General features: G+C 65.5%; 15 protein-coding genes. 8 read left to right on the top strand and 7 right to left on the bottom strand.

The features are described 5' to 3' along the window. Positions 1–48 precede the first annotated feature (48 nt). Positions 49–1,221 (top strand): hypothetical protein, encoded by a 1,173-nt coding sequence (locus tag Uis4E_RS07115; protein ID WP_101622507.1) that lies wholly within the window; start codon positions 49–51, stop codon positions 1,219–1,221. Here Uis4E_RS07115 and Uis4E_RS07110 read toward each other — a convergent pair. Then, on the bottom strand, positions 1,147–2,526 hold the full coding sequence (locus tag Uis4E_RS07110) for a hypothetical protein (RefSeq protein WP_133125419.1): 1,380 nt from the start codon (positions 2,524–2,526) through the stop codon (positions 1,147–1,149). The genes Uis4E_RS07115 and Uis4E_RS07110 overlap by 75 nt on opposite strands. A 314-nt stretch (positions 2,527–2,840) precedes the next feature. Here Uis4E_RS07110 and Uis4E_RS07105 point away from each other — a divergent pair, with 314 nt between their 5' ends. The 3 genes from Uis4E_RS07105 (at position 2,841) to Uis4E_RS07100 (ending at position 5,140) form a co-directional block, all read left to right on the top strand. Further along, entirely contained in the window at positions 2,841–4,298 is a 1,458-nt protein-coding gene (locus Uis4E_RS07105) for a tyrosine-protein kinase domain-containing protein (protein WP_423734930.1), read from the top strand. 238 nt (positions 4,299–4,536) lie between these two features. Then, entirely contained in the window at positions 4,537–4,695 is a 159-nt protein-coding gene (locus Uis4E_RS11905) for a hypothetical protein (protein ID WP_165784901.1), read from the top strand. Positions 4,696–4,711: 16 nt separating this feature from the next. Then, on the top strand, positions 4,712–5,140 hold the full coding sequence (locus tag Uis4E_RS07100) for a hypothetical protein (RefSeq protein WP_133125418.1): 429 nt from the start codon (positions 4,712–4,714) through the stop codon (positions 5,138–5,140). A gap of 161 nt (positions 5,141–5,301) precedes the next feature. On the opposite strand, the gene Uis4E_RS07095 is transcribed toward Uis4E_RS07100, so the two are convergent. Both Uis4E_RS07095 and Uis4E_RS07090 read right to left on the bottom strand, forming a co-directional pair. Next, complete coding sequence (locus tag Uis4E_RS07095) at positions 5,302–5,736, bottom strand: hypothetical protein (RefSeq protein ID WP_101622504.1); 435 nt, start codon at positions 5,734–5,736, stop codon at positions 5,302–5,304. 541 nt (positions 5,737–6,277) lie between these two features. After that, positions 6,278–6,826 (bottom strand): arsenate reductase/protein-tyrosine-phosphatase family protein, encoded by a 549-nt coding sequence (locus tag Uis4E_RS07090; protein ID WP_165784900.1) that lies wholly within the window; start codon positions 6,824–6,826, stop codon positions 6,278–6,280. A gap of 62 nt (positions 6,827–6,888) precedes the next feature. Between Uis4E_RS07090 and Uis4E_RS07085 the strand changes: the two genes are divergently transcribed. Then, entirely contained in the window at positions 6,889–8,814 is a 1,926-nt protein-coding gene (locus tag Uis4E_RS07085; protein ID WP_133125417.1) for a DUF4012 domain-containing protein, read from the top strand. 27 nt (positions 8,815–8,841) lie between these two features. Here the strand turns inward: Uis4E_RS07085 and Uis4E_RS07080 are convergent, their stop codons facing one another. Beyond that, on the bottom strand, positions 8,842–9,183 hold the full coding sequence (locus Uis4E_RS07080; RefSeq protein ID WP_101622501.1) for a hypothetical protein: 342 nt from the start codon (positions 9,181–9,183) through the stop codon (positions 8,842–8,844). 359 nt (positions 9,184–9,542) lie between these two features. Between Uis4E_RS07080 and Uis4E_RS11900 the strand changes: the two genes are divergently transcribed. The 3 genes from Uis4E_RS11900 (at position 9,543) to Uis4E_RS07065 (ending at position 11,186) form a co-directional block, all read left to right on the top strand. Further along, positions 9,543–10,118, top strand: coding sequence for a hypothetical protein (locus Uis4E_RS11900; protein WP_165784899.1), 576 nt, complete (start codon positions 9,543–9,545; stop codon positions 10,116–10,118). A gap of 250 nt (positions 10,119–10,368) precedes the next feature. Beyond that, positions 10,369–10,635 (top strand): PqqD family protein, encoded by a 267-nt coding sequence (locus tag Uis4E_RS07070; protein ID WP_101622500.1) that lies wholly within the window; start codon positions 10,369–10,371, stop codon positions 10,633–10,635. Positions 10,636–10,652: 17 nt separating this feature from the next. Next, positions 10,653–11,186, top strand: a complete 534-nt coding sequence (locus tag Uis4E_RS07065; protein WP_207764558.1) for a S24/S26 family peptidase — start codon at positions 10,653–10,655, stop codon at positions 11,184–11,186. A gap of 84 nt (positions 11,187–11,270) precedes the next feature. Here Uis4E_RS07065 and Uis4E_RS07060 read toward each other — a convergent pair whose 3' ends face one another. The 3 genes from Uis4E_RS07060 to trxA form a co-directional block, all read right to left on the bottom strand. Beyond that, the gene (locus Uis4E_RS07060) at positions 11,271–12,272 is read right to left on the bottom strand and encodes an aggregation-promoting factor C-terminal-like domain-containing protein (RefSeq protein ID WP_101622499.1); all 1,002 of its coding nucleotides are present in this window, start codon (positions 12,270–12,272) and stop codon (positions 11,271–11,273) included. 109 nt (positions 12,273–12,381) lie between these two features. After that, a complete protein-coding gene (locus Uis4E_RS11895) occupies positions 12,382–13,914 on the bottom strand; it encodes an FIVAR domain-containing protein (protein WP_101622498.1) in 1,533 nt (510 codons plus the stop codon). Between the two features lie 182 nt (positions 13,915–14,096). Beyond that, on the bottom strand, positions 14,097–14,459 hold the full coding sequence (trxA, locus tag Uis4E_RS07050) for a thioredoxin (protein ID WP_101622497.1): 363 nt from the start codon (positions 14,457–14,459) through the stop codon (positions 14,097–14,099). Between the last annotated feature and the right edge of the window lie 249 nt (positions 14,460–14,708).

Below are 14,708 nucleotides of genomic sequence, written 5' to 3'. Positions count from 1 at the left end.
CCTGGTTCGCTAGGATGAAATCGTATTCGTGACGAATGGAGGTGCGCCATGGCGGACAGGTATCGGGTGCTGATGTGCCGCGACCATCCGGTTCTGGAATACGAGTATTTCGAGACCGGCGGCTATGCGCTGCGCACGGTGGAGGTGTTCGACGAGCGGCGCATCCCCTTGGGCATGTACGTCGATGGGAAACCGAAGCCGGACGGTGAATCGATCACCTCGTGGTGGCGTGGCCGCGGCATCCCCGTGACGCGCGACGGTCTCCGTTCTCTTCTGGCCGCCGGCGGCATCGAGCCCACGGGCGACATGCTGGACCGTTCGATGGGACTGAGCCTGTCCGACCAGTACTGGGTGCGGCCCGCCGGACGCGACGATCTTGCATGGCCGAACGTGAACTTCTTCCACAACGATTTCGACGAACGGCTTGGCAGGGCCCTGTTCCTCGGTCATTCGTCACGCATCGGCGACGTGAACACGCCGGACATCACCAGTGCCGGCGACCTGCCGAAACGATGGATCATCGGCGACGACGGCGTCAGGCGTCTGGTCAAGGCGGGACGTACCGGACAGGAGCCGGACAACGAACGCATCGCCTACGAGGTGGCGTCGCTGCTGGGCATCGACCACATCGAATACCGCGTCGGACGAGCGGAAGGCAAGCGCGTATCCGTCTGCGACGAAATGCTCTCCGACAGCGAAGAACTGATCGCCGGCGGCCAGATCAGGAACATCTTCCGCGAAGGCCGCAACGACGAGCGGAAGGATATCTGGCTCGACGCGTGCGAACGACTCGGCATGCCACGTGAGACCGAAGAGCATGCCACCGACGATTTCCTGTTCCTTGATTTTCTGTTGCGCAACACCGACCGCCATTACAACAATTTCGGTCTCATCCGCGACGTCGAGACGTTCGCGATACGACACGCCCCCATCTTCGACAGCGGCGACAGCCTCTGGAACGGCATGGAGCCGGAGTCGATGTCGAACGACGATTATGTCGCGAAACCGTTCTGGGTCGACGATTGGGGTGACCGGCCCAACGCATACCGACAGCTGGCGTCGATTCGGGATCGGGATCGGTACGATCTGACCGCGCTGGACGCGGTGCCGGATCTCATCCGGGACCAGCTCGCCACGAACGCGCGACTATCTCCAGCCGTCATCGACGCGATCTGCAGGGCGATGACGCAGCGGATCGCAATCATCCGCGACCAATGGTGACGTTGGTGACATCGCCTGTCCAGTCGCCCAGATGAACAGCCAGAAGGCGTAGAAAGCGTATGCCTCATACTGACAGTACAGGTAGGCGAGCAGCAGCAGCCATGCCACGGTGACGGCATCCCATCGCCGGTTGCGTGTGACCTGCCACAGCAACGCGACGACCAGCGCGACGAGCACAAACAGACCGAACTCCGCGACGATCGACACATAGGCGTTCATCGAGAACGCGGAGGAATCGGCCACATGCGCGAGGCCGCTCATCTCCGCCGTCATCGAGCCATGCCGTTCCACCACCCATGCGGACGCGTGCGGGAATCCCCGCCGCATCGCCTCGCCCAGATTGCCCGCGCCGAAGCCGAACAACAGGTGCGCCGGATCGTCGAAACCGGCGAGCATGGGGGAGAGGGAACGGAACAGCCGCGCCGACATCGACGCATCCCCGTTCCACAATCCCCGTCGCCAGATCGCGAACAATCGCGGATTCGTCGCCACGGCGAGAATCGTCGCGACCACGAACACGCACACGGCGGCGATCGCGCCACGCCACAGCGTCGCACGCCGGAAACGCCGCCACGGCGCCAACGCGACCAAGCACGCCACAGCCGCCACCAGCGTATCGACGACGATGCGCGACCCCGCGCCCATCGCCACCGCGCCGAACGCGAAACACGGCACCAGCACGGCGATCCTGCGGTCGCGGGTCAGCCAATACGCGGGCAGCAGCACGCCGAACAGATGCATGCCGATATAGGAGGGTTCCGCAAACAGGAACTGCGGACGGGCCGCCACGTAATTGCGCTGCATCATCCGCATGAACCACGTGTGGAGCGTGTTCAGATGCGCCTTGATCGACACGAACTCAAGCACGCCGACCGCGAACGCGCACCAATACGCGACCACCAGCACGGTCACGACCGAGGTGACGGGCAGCCGCTTGATCCGGAGCGCGATGTCCAACGAGGCGAGGCACGCCAATCCCAGCATGACGGCGACGAACGAGACCAACGCCCGCAGCGGATGGAACGCCACCGTCGCCCATCCGAACACGCTCATCGCGAGCAGTACGACGGGAAACCACATCCAGAACCGGTAGACGCGCATCACGCGCGGCAGCATCCTGGCGTTCAGCACGACATACGCGGCGAACAGCACCGGCGAGACGGGATTCCAGAACGGCATCGACAACCCCACGCGCAGACCGTCCACCGGCAGCAGGGCGATCGCCGCATAGAACACGAGATCGGAACGGTCGATGATGCCGAGCCTGCGCATGAACGTTCGAATCCCCCAATCGTCGGATGACATACGCGCCCATCATGCCCCACCGCATTGACCGCACGGTACGGAAGACCGCAAATGTGACGGAACTGGTGTCGTTCCACGGAAGCGATGCCGGAACGGTTAGCCCCTGCGGTTATACTGCCAAGAAGATTCACGCGGATTCGACGCGAACCCATACGGGTGTCCTCGGACATGACTGACCGTACGGAAGCACAAGAGAGAAGTAGGAGAGACCGTTGGCATCGGAAACCCCCGAACAGGACGTGAAGATCGTGGAGCAGACGCCCGCCGTCGCCGTCATCGGCGGACGCGCCGAAACCGACAATCAGGATTCCGGCCTGACCATCGTGGACATGCTGCGCATGGTCGGCAAGCACTGGCTCACCGCCGTCATCGTGTTCATCATCGTGGTCGGCGCGGCCGCCGGATTCACGTTCACCCGCACCAAGCAGTACACGGCCACCGCGCAGATGTTCGCCAGCTACAACAGCGTGGCCGCCGATTCGAGCTACAACAACGTGGGCGTGCAGTCCACCGCCGGCACGTACATCGCCAGCCAGCTGACCAGCTACCCGAACCTCGTGAAGACCAGCGCCGTGCTGCAGCCCGTGGTCGAGGAGCAGGGCGGCGGCCTCACCGTCAACGGCCTCGCCGGCATGGTGACTGCCACGAACCCCGATGGCACGTACATGCTCAACGTGTCCGTCATGAGCCCCGACCCGCAGCAGGCCGCCGACCTCGCCAACAACGTCGCCAAATCCCTGTCCGACGTGGTCGCCTCCGAGCTGTACTCCTCCGGCGAGAAGTCCATCGTCAAACTGTCCGTCGTGCAGAAGGCGCAGACTCCCGGATCGCAGAGCTCGCCGAACGTCGCGCTCAACCTCATCGCCGGCGCGCTCATCGGCCTCGTCCTCGCGTTCGTCGCCGCCGTGCTGCGCGACCTGCTGTCCCGCCGCGTCCAGGACATCTCCGATCTGCAGGCCATCGCCCAGAACGCGACCGTCGTCGGCATCATCCCCAAGGACGAGTCGCTCGACGACACGAAGCCGATCGTCGTGATCAAGCCGGACGGCTCCATCGCCGAGGAATTCCGCCGCATCCGCACCAACCTGTCGTTCACCACGTCCAAGGACGGCGACAAGGGCCGCCTCATCGTCGTCACCTCGTCCATGCCGTCCGAAGGCAAGACCACCGTCTCCTGCAACCTCGCCGCCACGCTCGCTGAGAACGGCGCCGCCGTGCTGCTCATCGACGCCGACCTGCGCCACCCGTCCATCGCGAAGCGACTCGACATCGAAGGCAACGTGGGTCTCGCGCACGTGCTCTCCAACCAGGCGACCGTCAAGGACGTGGTCCAGCGCTACTGGAAGCCGAACCTGCACATCATGCCCGCCGGTCCGCGCATCCAGAACGCGTCCGTGCTGCTCAACTCCACGATCATGCACAACCTCGTCAAGCAGGCCGTGCAGCAGTACGACTACGTGATCATCGATACCTCGCCGATGAGCGTCGCCAACGACGCCGCCGTGTTCGGCCAGCAGGGCAACGGCGTGGTGCTCGTCTCCGGCAAGGGCGTCACGTTCAAGCGCGCCCTGCGCGGCACCGTCACCGAACTCGACGAGCTTGACGTGCCGATTCTCGGCTTCGTGTTCAACCTCGCCGACCAGCAGAAGAACGGCGGCTACGGCACGTACTACTACTACGGTTCGTACTACCACTACGGCGAGTACGGCTACGGCGACGACGACGGCAAGAAGAAGGGCCGCAAGAAGGCCGGCAAACGCGCCCGCAAGTAGCGGGGCTCGCAGATAGCGAAGCCCGCAGGTAGCGGATCACCACCGTTTCCCCCGATCGCCCCCTGTTCCCTCATCGGGACAGGGGGCGATGCGTTGCCGGGGCGGCTCGTTCCCCCGGAGTGAACCGTGATGGGACCGGACCAGGCAGAGTCGGTGCCCCGTTGTGGTTGTGGCGTGAATATTTGGTCGCGGCGGAGCATCGCGATAAACTGGTGCCGGAACAACGAAAGGAGGAAAGATGGCATCATTGACCGGACTGTACGCGGTTGAGGAGGATTCTCCAGAACATGAGTATCTCCGTATGTGTGATATGCCGCTTCCTCAGGATGTGATGGAATACCTGCAATCGCAGGACGGGGAGTCTTTGGAGGACTCGACTCGTCTGTTGTACGCCTGATTCCGGGATAATCACCATGTCCAGTGGTAGTTCACTCATCGATTTCCGTTTCGTGCGCAAGGGTGATGAACGGCTCTTCCCCCTATTTACCTGCACGGTTCCGGTGCCGCGGAATCGCGAAGTCGATGGAATATGGGTCAAGGGCGAATCGTTGCACCCGTATCCATGGGAGCTGCTCGTGCAACGTCTGGTTCGTCACAGCGCTCTGTATCTGAGTTCCGATAATTGGATCCGTGTGGGCATTGCTGACGACGGGGAGATCGCAACGTATTGTGCCGTCGCCCGGAAAGCCGCCGGCAACGGGCTGCAGGCGAAATTCATGGCGTATGTCGATATCCGTAACGAGCGGAGCGCCCGGCTGTTCCATGATTTCGGATTCGAACGAATACGTTGTCTCGATCCCGACCGCCGTGGCAATATATTTGCGATTTGGGCGTTGAGATAACCGATCTACAAGACGAATCGCTCCTTCGCTGATACGGTTCGCTCCTTGGTTTGCGACGGAAACCGTGGCGAGCCAAGGAGCGAACCGTGATGAGACCGAGGTGGGGCGTCACAACCCCGGACCGAACCGTGGCGGAGTCGGAGCGTGCGGGTGCCCCGGATTCAGGCGGCCTTCTTGCGGCCGCGGCGCTTCATCGTGCCGGCGACGGCGGAGGCGGCGTCGAAGACGGCGGCCTTGTCGTCCGCGTAGAACGAGCCGGTCACCTGCTGGTAGGCGACCTCGCCCTCCGGAGCCTCGGGCAGTTCGAAGAACGCGGAGACCGCGGCGAGCGGGGCGGCGTCCTTCACACTCACGGACGTGGTCTGCTTGCCTTCCGGCTTGCTGAACTTCACCGCGTTGTCCGCCTTGGCGGTGGTGGGGACGATCGCCACCTGACGGGTCTTCTCGTTGACGAGCACCTTCACGTACGCGGGGAAGCCGAGCACCTGGGCGGTGGCCTTGTTGAACCGCACCGCGTTCGCGGTCACGGTCATCGTGATCTTGCCGACCGGCTTGACCAGCCGGACTTCCTCAAAACCCTGCAGAACGGATGCCATAATATCCTCCTCAACACGACTAATTGACGGTCGATAATAATTTGAATTGTCAATCGTCATTATAACGCAATTATTGGATGAATTATATTGCGTAATTCGCATATGTATTGGAAGTGTATTGTTTGCCGGTTGAGCATCCGCATAAGCAAGCCGACTGTCTTCGTGATCCGACCAATTCGTGAAGCGAATCGCGGGATTTATGGTCCCACGCCATGCCGCGAGCGTGGGGGGTGTTGGGTTGGGAGCGTGCGGTGTGGAGTGCGGATGGCGTATGCGTGTGGATGTGTGCTCCACAAAGTGGAGCGGAATTGTTGTATGGAGCGTGGATGCTCCACACAACATGGTTGGAGCGATTCGATTAAGGAGTGTGGCGCGATATTGCTCCACACACTACGGAAAGCACCCGTATTCGCGTGAGTGTGGCGCGATATTGCTCCACACTCACGCATCCACCGTTATGTCGCGCTTGCGTGGAGCGTTGGTGCGCCACACATGTTTGCCTGCACCGTCGTGTGGAGCACGGAGCCACGTGCCCCGCCGTCTACGCCAGCGCGGCGGCGAGACGCTTGAACAGGCGCACGATCGTGTTGTGCGCCTCCACGAACGCGGCCATGCCCCGGCCCTGCGGGTCCGCCACATCCTCCGCCTCGGGCAGCTGCGGGCGCAGCAGCCCCGCATTGTCGATAACCGAGCCGATGCGCTCCTCGACGTTCGCCCCCTCGATCCAGCCTTCGCGTTTCGCCGCCTCGCACAGGTTCGCGAAATCGGTGATCAGGAACGTGCGACGCGCCACAAGCGGCGATTCGACGACGATGTCGCCGCGCTGACGCTCCTCGAAGCACAGGATCAGATCCGCGCCGGACGCGATGGACGGCGTGATGCGACGCGAACGGAACGCGGCGATCGCCGCCCCGTCGATGCGGTCGCGGCGCATCAGGTCGGCCGCGTCCCGCGAGATCGCATGGTCGTGCAGGCCGCGCGTGCCCGCGGAGGCGAATTCGAGCGAATCATCGGAGAAGAAGTGGGGCGCCAGCAGCTCCGCCATCGCGGAACGTGAGACGTTGCCCGTGCAGACGAACAGAATACGCATGCTGAACATGGTAGGAACGGGTGCGACAATCGCGTGGCACGGCTCGCGATACAGTGGACGACGTGACAGGCATCGAGGAACTCAGCATCGAACCGGACGGCGCGAACGCCACGCGCGGGACCGAAACCGCAATCGGGCCGGACGGCACCGGCGGCCATCATGGCGCACGGTACCGCCGTCATCGTGAGAAACGCATCCTGCGCGACACGTGGCTCGTCATCGTCGCCGTCGCGCTGTCCGCGATCATCCTCATCGGCGCGTATCTCGCGATCTCCGCGGCCATCGTCGCCAACGAGGTGCGTCTCGCCGCCGCCGAAGTGAGCGACGTGCGCGGCATCGACCTGACCGCGGACGGCTCCGCCGCGAAACTCAAGACCACCGCCGACGGACTACGCAGGCACGTGGACGCCGCCTACGCGCACACCTCCAACCCGATTTGGGCGATGATGGCGCACGCGCCGCGCTACGGCGGCGACGTGCAGGCCGTCCGCGACGTCGTCGACGCGCTCCACACCGTCGCCGACGACGCGCTGCCGCCCATGGCCGACGCCGCCGACGACGTGAACGTCTCCGCGATCGGCGTGACCGACGGCACGATCAGCGTGCCGGGACTCGACACCGCCGCGCCGAAGCTCGCACGCGCCAACCAGGCCGTGCAGCGCGCGAACCGCGAACTGCAGTCCATCGACGGCGTGACGCTCGGCGCGCTGCAGCGGCGGCTGGAACCGGCGCGGAAGCAGTTCCTCACGTTCGCGCGGCTCAGCGACGACCTGTCGCGCGCCGCGCAGGTGCTGCCCGGCATGCTCGGCACGGGCGGCGGCACGCGCAACTATCTCGTGCTCGCGCAGAACAACGCGGAGATCCGCGCCACAGGCGGCATCGCCGGCTCGCTGGGACTCGTGACCGTGAGCGACGGCCACGTCGAGATGCACGATTTCGTGCCGGCCTCCGGCTTCGGCGAACTCGACCAGCCGGTCGTCGAGCTCACCGACGGCGAAAAACAGATCTATGGCGACCGTCTCGGCGAATTCATGCAGGACGTGAACTTCACCCCCGATTTCTCGCGCGCCAGCCAGCTTGCCGCCTCCATGTGGAACACGAAATACGGCGACCGCATCGACGGCGTGATCGCCATCGACCCCGTGTTCCTGCAGCGGATGCTCGCCGTCGCCGGCTCCGTGCGCGTTACGCAGGGGGCATACGCGGCCACGCTCGACGGCACGAACACGGTCTCCACGCTGCTGAGCGACGTCTACCGCAACCTGCCCGACAACGACGACCAGGACGCGTTCTTCTCCGCCGCCTCCAAGGCCGCGTTCGACAAGCTGCTGCATTCCTCCGGCGTGGATGCGGCCAAGCTCGCCTCCCAGGCGGTCGCCGCGGCCGGCGACGGGCACCTCAACGTGTGGAGCGCGAACGAGAACGAGCAGAAGCTGCTCGCCGGCACGACGGTCGGCGGCACGCTCGTCACCAAGGATTCCGGCGCGTACCTCGGCATGGCCGGCGCCGCGCCGAAGCAGGTGATCGGCGTGTACTACAACGATTCGATGGCCTCCAAAATGGACTGGTACCTGTCGCGCGACGTGACCGACAAGGTGACGCGCACCTACGCGGACGGGCGCGAGGAGCACGAGGTGACCATCACGATGCGCAACACGCTCGACGCCTCGCAGGTGGATTCCCTGCCCGGCTACGTGGTCGGGACGCTGGAGAACGGGGCGACGAAGGGGAGCGTGCAGTTCATCACATACCTGTATGCGCCGGCGGGCGGCGGCATCCCGTCGTACGAGGCGACCGGCGGCGTCGTGAACGGTTCCGCATCCGGCACGAAAGGCGACGTGTACGCGCTGCACGACGGGCTCACCGTCATCGGCAAGCAGCTGAGCATCGCGCCCGGGCAGACGGCCACGATCCGCGCGACCGTCGTCACCGCGCCCGGCACGGTCGCGGGGCAGACCGTCGTGCGCGAGACGCCGCGCATCCGGTAGCGCGCCGCCTCGCGCTGGCGGGTCCTGCTACTGCAGCGCCTGGAGCGCGAGCAGCACGGCCGCCGCGCCGAGACAGACGATGATGAGCAGGACGAGATCGAGCGCGACCAGGAAACGCTCGCGGCGGTGGCGGCGACGGATGCGCTGGATGTGCTCGTGGCTCATGCGCATGCCGCGGCGGCGCTTCGGCGCCTCGACCGCGGTCAGCGGCACGGCGGCGTCGATAGCGTCGATGTCGATGACGTTCGCGGCGTCGTCCGCGGCGGTGTTCGCGGCGCGGGCGACGGCCGGCGGCGCGGGCGGTTCCGACGGCGGCGTCGATGCCGCCGGTGTCGATGACGATGGCGTCGTCGGCGTGATGGTGGACATACGGACTCCTTGTGATTGATGATCGACGCGTTCCCGGCGTGTCGCCGGCGGTTTCCCGCCGTCGATTCCGCGTGCGCGTGATGTAACCGCTGACATGCGCCGCAAACGATGTCATATTCCACGATGTGGAACGATGAAATCCACGGATAGGAACGCGTTATAAGCGCGACGCAACCCATGTTACCCCGTTGTTAACCTGAAACGGTGCCGTTTCGTCGCCCCCCCCGTGCTAGGGTTGCAGACAGCGGGAGAGGAAATGTGATATTTCAATGCAAGCTGTTTTCCCTCTGCCACTCATAATCGAAGACTTGTATGTGTTGCGTGCGCGGCAGGTACCCGCGCACTGGAAGGAACAAGAGATGAAGAAGATTTCCGCAATCGTGGCCGCCATCGCCACCATGCTGCTCTCCGTGTTCGCCTTCGCCCCGTCCGCCATGGCCGCCGACTACTCCGCGACCATCACCCCGGGCACCACCGAGGGCGCCGCCACCATCACCGTGACCGTCGACGCCGCCACCGCCGAGGCCTACCCGTTCATCGCCGTCCAGTACGACGATGCCGAGGTCACCTCCGTGGTCCCGGCCGCCATCAAGACCACCCAGTGGTACGAGGTCGCCACCACGTTCACCAAGCAGGCGAACGGCGACTACACCAAGCTGTTCAAGGTCACCACGCTGAACTGCAAGGACGCCACGATCACCGTCCTCGGCGCCAAGGACGCCAACGGCACCGGCGAGACCACGCTGGAGACCAAGAAGGTCTCCTTCGCCAACACCTGCCCGACCAGCGGCTCCAACGCCGCCGCGGGCACCGGCTCCAACGGCGCGACCGTCGCCAAGACCGGCGCCAGCATCATGCCGTACGGCATCGCCGTGCTGCTGATGGTCGCCGCCGGCGTGGCCATGTTCGCCGTGCGCAAGACCAACGCCCGCTGAACGCGAGCCTGACGCATAACGGTGTGGCTGCGTAGGCCGCACCGCCGCCCCGAATCCCCCGGTTCCCCGACGGAACCGGGGGATTTATGTTGCCCCCATACCCATGGTGCGGCAACACACTTTCTCCATAACCCCGGAATGGAGCCGTTTTCGGCGACCGCACCATGGGGAGTTTGCCGCACCATGGGATAGGGGGACGTGGGGATTTTATAATGGAGGGGTTGTAGCGTCGTTGGAAAGGAATGGGGTTATGCGCATCAAACGGGGATTCGTCATGCGTGACGTGGCGGGACAGACCGTCATCATCGCCACGGGGGAGGCGTCGAAGACGTTCCAGGGCATGATCCGCGTGAACGGCACCGGCAAGATCGTCTGGCAGGGGCTGACCGACGGGCTTGACGAGAACGCCATCGTCGACCGTGTGACCGCGGAATACGACATCGACCGTGCGACCGCCGCGCACGACGTGGCCGCGTTCATCGGCCAGATGCGCGACAATGGGTTCCTCGCCGAGTGAACGTGCGTAACGGGCGGGTGAAAGACGCGGACGATGCCGACGGTGATGCCGCCGGCGCGGGCGGTACCGGCGCGGATTCCGGCGTCGTCGCGACGGACATCGAAGGCGTGCTCGCACGCGAGGGCATGCTGGTGAGCACCACCGTGGGCGTCAGCATGCTGCCGATGCTGCGCAACCGACGCGACACGATCGTCATACGGCCGCTCGCGCCCGGCGAACGGCTGCGCGTCGGCGACGTGCCGTTGTACCGTGTGGGGGAGCGGTACGTGCTGCACCGCGTGATCGGCGTGCACGACGGCTGGTATGCGATCCGCGGCGACAACTGCGTCGCCACCGAACATGTGCGCGACGGGCAGGTGCTCGGCCGGTTGACGGAATGCTACCGGGGATCGCGGCACGTGGTGTGTGACGAATCCCGCGGGTACCGCCTGTACTGGCGCATGTGGCTGGCGACGTGGCCGCTGCGGCGTTGCTGGAAGGCGATGCGGCACGCCGTGGGACGCGTGCTGCGGCTGTTCGGATGGAAGGGTCTGCGTCGCGGTCCGCTGTGACGGCGGATCCGACATCGATTTCGATGATATGGCAAGCCCCCTTGCGATGTGCAAGGGGGCTTGCCATATCATCTCATCCGTGCATCAGTAGCTGTGATGGGTCTGCCAGTAGGTGTAGGCGCCGGTGATGCCGCCGTAGCGGCCGTTGCAGTAGCTCACGAACCACTTGAACTGGGTCTGGTAGTTGTCGGCCCAGTCGGCGCCCGCGGAGGCCATCTTCGAGCCGGGCAGGGCCTGCGGCAGGCCGTACGCGCCGGAGGAGGCGTTCGTGGCGTGCGGGTTCCAGCCGGACTCGTGGTTGATGATGTACACGGCGGCCGTGAAGTCCGCCTCGCTGTAGCCGTTCTCGATGAGCCAGTCATGCGCCCACGTCTGCATCTCCGAGGCCGGCACCGTGGTGCCCAGTGAGCTGGACGAGCTCGACGACGAGCTGGACGAGGACGAGGTGGAACCGGTGCCGACGAGCACGATCTTGTCGGTCGGGGCCTCCTTCACGTAGGAGGCGAACACATTCGAGGAGACGATCTTGCCGCCAGCACGGGTGACGAGGCTCGTCGTCTCCATCGTGCCGACCTTGCCTTCCTGCTGGACCTTCTCCTGGCCCTTCGGCAGCGCCTCGGTCTCCTTCTTCACCGTGTTGAACGCGATGTCGCTGTCGCTGGTCTCCAGCGTGGCGCCCGCGCGTTCGATCGTGATGACCGTGGACTCGGTGACCTTCGTGTCGAGCGAGGGGGAGACCGTGTCGTCCGGGTCGAGCACGATGTCGCCGGCCTCGAGCACGGACTTCACGTCGGTGAAGCCGTCGCCGAGCACGGTGCGGGACTTGCCGTTGATCTTGACGGTCACATAGGAGGTGTCGCCGTTCAGGTCGCCGCGCGCGCCGCCACGCGACACGCCGAGCGCGTTGGAATCGGTGGCGGAGAATTCGGTGACGGCGGCGTGATGGTTCGACTGCTGGTAGAAGTTCCTCGACACGACGCCCGCTCCCGCAAGCATGCCCACCGCCGCGACGACGGCCGCGACCCGCATCCACTGGCGCCTGCTCAGGGACTTGAGAGTGGGGTTCTTCTTGCGATGATTCGCCATAGTGCTCCTTAACAAGGTTATCGTGCCGCTCGTTCGTTCGTACAGCGCACGCGGCACTCACTAGTCCACCAGTGTAGATGGCGCGATGAACATTGCGCTGCGGAATCGGCTACTCGGCCTCCTCCGAGGTGGAGGACTGGAGGGAATCCTGCTGGGTGGCGCCGCCGGAGTTCGAGCCGCCGGTGTTGCCGGAGTCTCCGGTGCCGCCCGCGTTGCCGGAATCGCCCGAGTTGCCGGAGTTCCCCGAGCTGCCGGTGTTGCCGGAGTTCGAGTTGCCCGAGTTCCCCGAGTTGCCGCCGGTGTTGCCGTTGCCCGTGTTCTCGTACGTGTTGCCGTAGTTGCCGTAGCCGTAGCTGTAGCCGTAGTTGTAGTTGTATCCGGTGTTGCCGTAGCCGTTGCCGGTGGCGCTCTGCGAGGCGCCCGTGTCGCCCTGTGTGGTCGTGGAGGCGTACGCGTTCATCGACTCGTTGACCGCGGCGGTGGCGTTCTGGATGTCGGTGAGCGCCTGCTGAAGGTCGGAGGCCTTCGGCTTGCTCTCCTTGAGCAGCGTGTTCGCCTTGTCGACCGCGGCCTGCAGCGTCTGGCGCGTCGCATCGTCCGCGACCGCGCCCTCGCTGTTCGTCAGCAGCGTCTGCGCGTCCGCGACCGCCTGCTGGAGCTGGGACTTCACCTGCGCCGCGTCGGCTTCATCCTTCTTCGCCTGGCTGTCGGTCACGGCCTTCGTGGCCGATTCGAGCGTCTTCGTGGAGGATGTGAGCGTGCTCGCGACCTTCGCGTTCCGCTTGGCGCGCGCGTCGAGTTCGGTGGCGGTGAGCGTCGTCGAACACGCCTGCGTCGCATCGGACGTGCGCGTCGTGTCCGACGTCTGCACCGTGTCGATCGCGTCGGACAGCTTCGCGAGCGTCGACGAGTCGGCGAGCTGGTCGGCGGTGATGCCCTGCGCGGACTTCGCCTTCTTCAGCGCGGCGGCGAGCGCGTCGTCCGCCTGGTCCGCGTCGTGTGCGGCGGTCTCGCACGAGTCGAGCGCGGCGTTGAACCGCGCCTCGTTGCCGGTGCGCTGGATGTAGCTGAACGCGGTGACGCCGGCCACGGCGGCGATCACCGCGATCGCGCCGAGCCCGATCAGGAACTTCTTGCGCGGCGAGACCTCCGGCTGCGCGGCGGCGGTCGCGGCATCCGCGCCGCCGCGCACGCCGGAGCCCTCGCGCGGAGCGGCGTCCGCGACCGCGCCGAGCGTGCCGGGCGTGGCGGGGATGGCGTTCGGGGCGATGACCGTGGTCTCCTCCGATTCGAGCGCCTGCCGGGCCGCGTCGGCGCCCGAACCGGCGCCGACCGGCGGCAGGACCGTCGTCTCGGACGTGGCCGTCGCCTGCGGCGCGGGCACGGCGGGCATGTCCGTCAGATTGTCGGACGCCGCGGCGGCGTCCTCCTGCGCGGGGACGTGCGGGAACGACAGGGACGCCTCGTCATGGTCGTTCCGGGCGGACTCGTCGATCGACGGGAACGTGAGCTCGGGGATGTCCCAGTCGCCGGCGCTCTTCGGATCGAGCAGCGATCCGGCGGGCGAATCGCCGAAATTCGGCACGTCCTCGCCGCGCCCGTCCGTGCCGTTCGCCATGTTGTCGTTCGCAGTGTCGTTCATACGCGCCATGTTCCTCTCAACCCCCTGCTTGTCCGTGTCGGCACCGTGCTCGTCGGCACCGCGTACACCCCATATCGCTGCCCCATATCATAGCGTGACGGGCGGCTCCCCGCATATGGGGAACCACCCGTCACCACGTCGGTCGCCTACGCGCGATTTTCGTGCGCGACACGCGCGTTGCGTCACGCTTGGGCGGATTCGGCCTTCGCAGCCGCCACGTCCAGCTTCTTCGCCTGGTCGATCAGATCGTCCAGATCCTCGGCGCGCAGGGCGCCCGCCTGCTGGAACACGACCGTGCCGTCCTTGACGATCATCAGCGTCGGCACCGCCTGGATGCCCGCGGCGGCCGCCAGATCCTGGTTCTGGTCGATGTCGACCTTCGCGAACACGATGCCCTTGTTCTCCGGCTTGTCGCTCGCCTCCTCGTAGATCGGGCCGAACGCGCGGCACGGGCCGCACCACGTCGCCCAGAAATCGACGAACACGATCTTGTTGCCCGTGATGGTCTTCTCGAACTCGGCCGAAGTGATCTGCGTGGTGGCCATGGGGACTCCTTCTTATAAGCGTTTGGTTACGCGTCTGCGTCGGTATCCAGTAAACCGTCACGGGGGAACAACGGGAAGGGGATTGGGCTGAAGGCTGAGGGGCGGGGCGGGGCCGTCGCCGGGTTGAACCACCCTCAGTCCGGCTGAGCCGGACAGCTCCCGCCGGCGGGAGCGGGGGTGGGGTTGTCGCTGGGGTGCGGGGACCACCCTCAGTCCGGCTGAGCCGGACAGCTCCCGCCGGCGGGAGCG

Origin of the sequence: Bifidobacterium parmae (assembly GCF_002860365.1) — a bacterium.
GTDB classification, from domain to species: domain Bacteria; phylum Actinomycetota; class Actinomycetes; order Actinomycetales; family Bifidobacteriaceae; genus Bifidobacterium; species Bifidobacterium parmae.
Note: the sequence above shows the minus strand (reverse complement) of the source record. Positions and strands in the feature narration are given on the sequence as shown.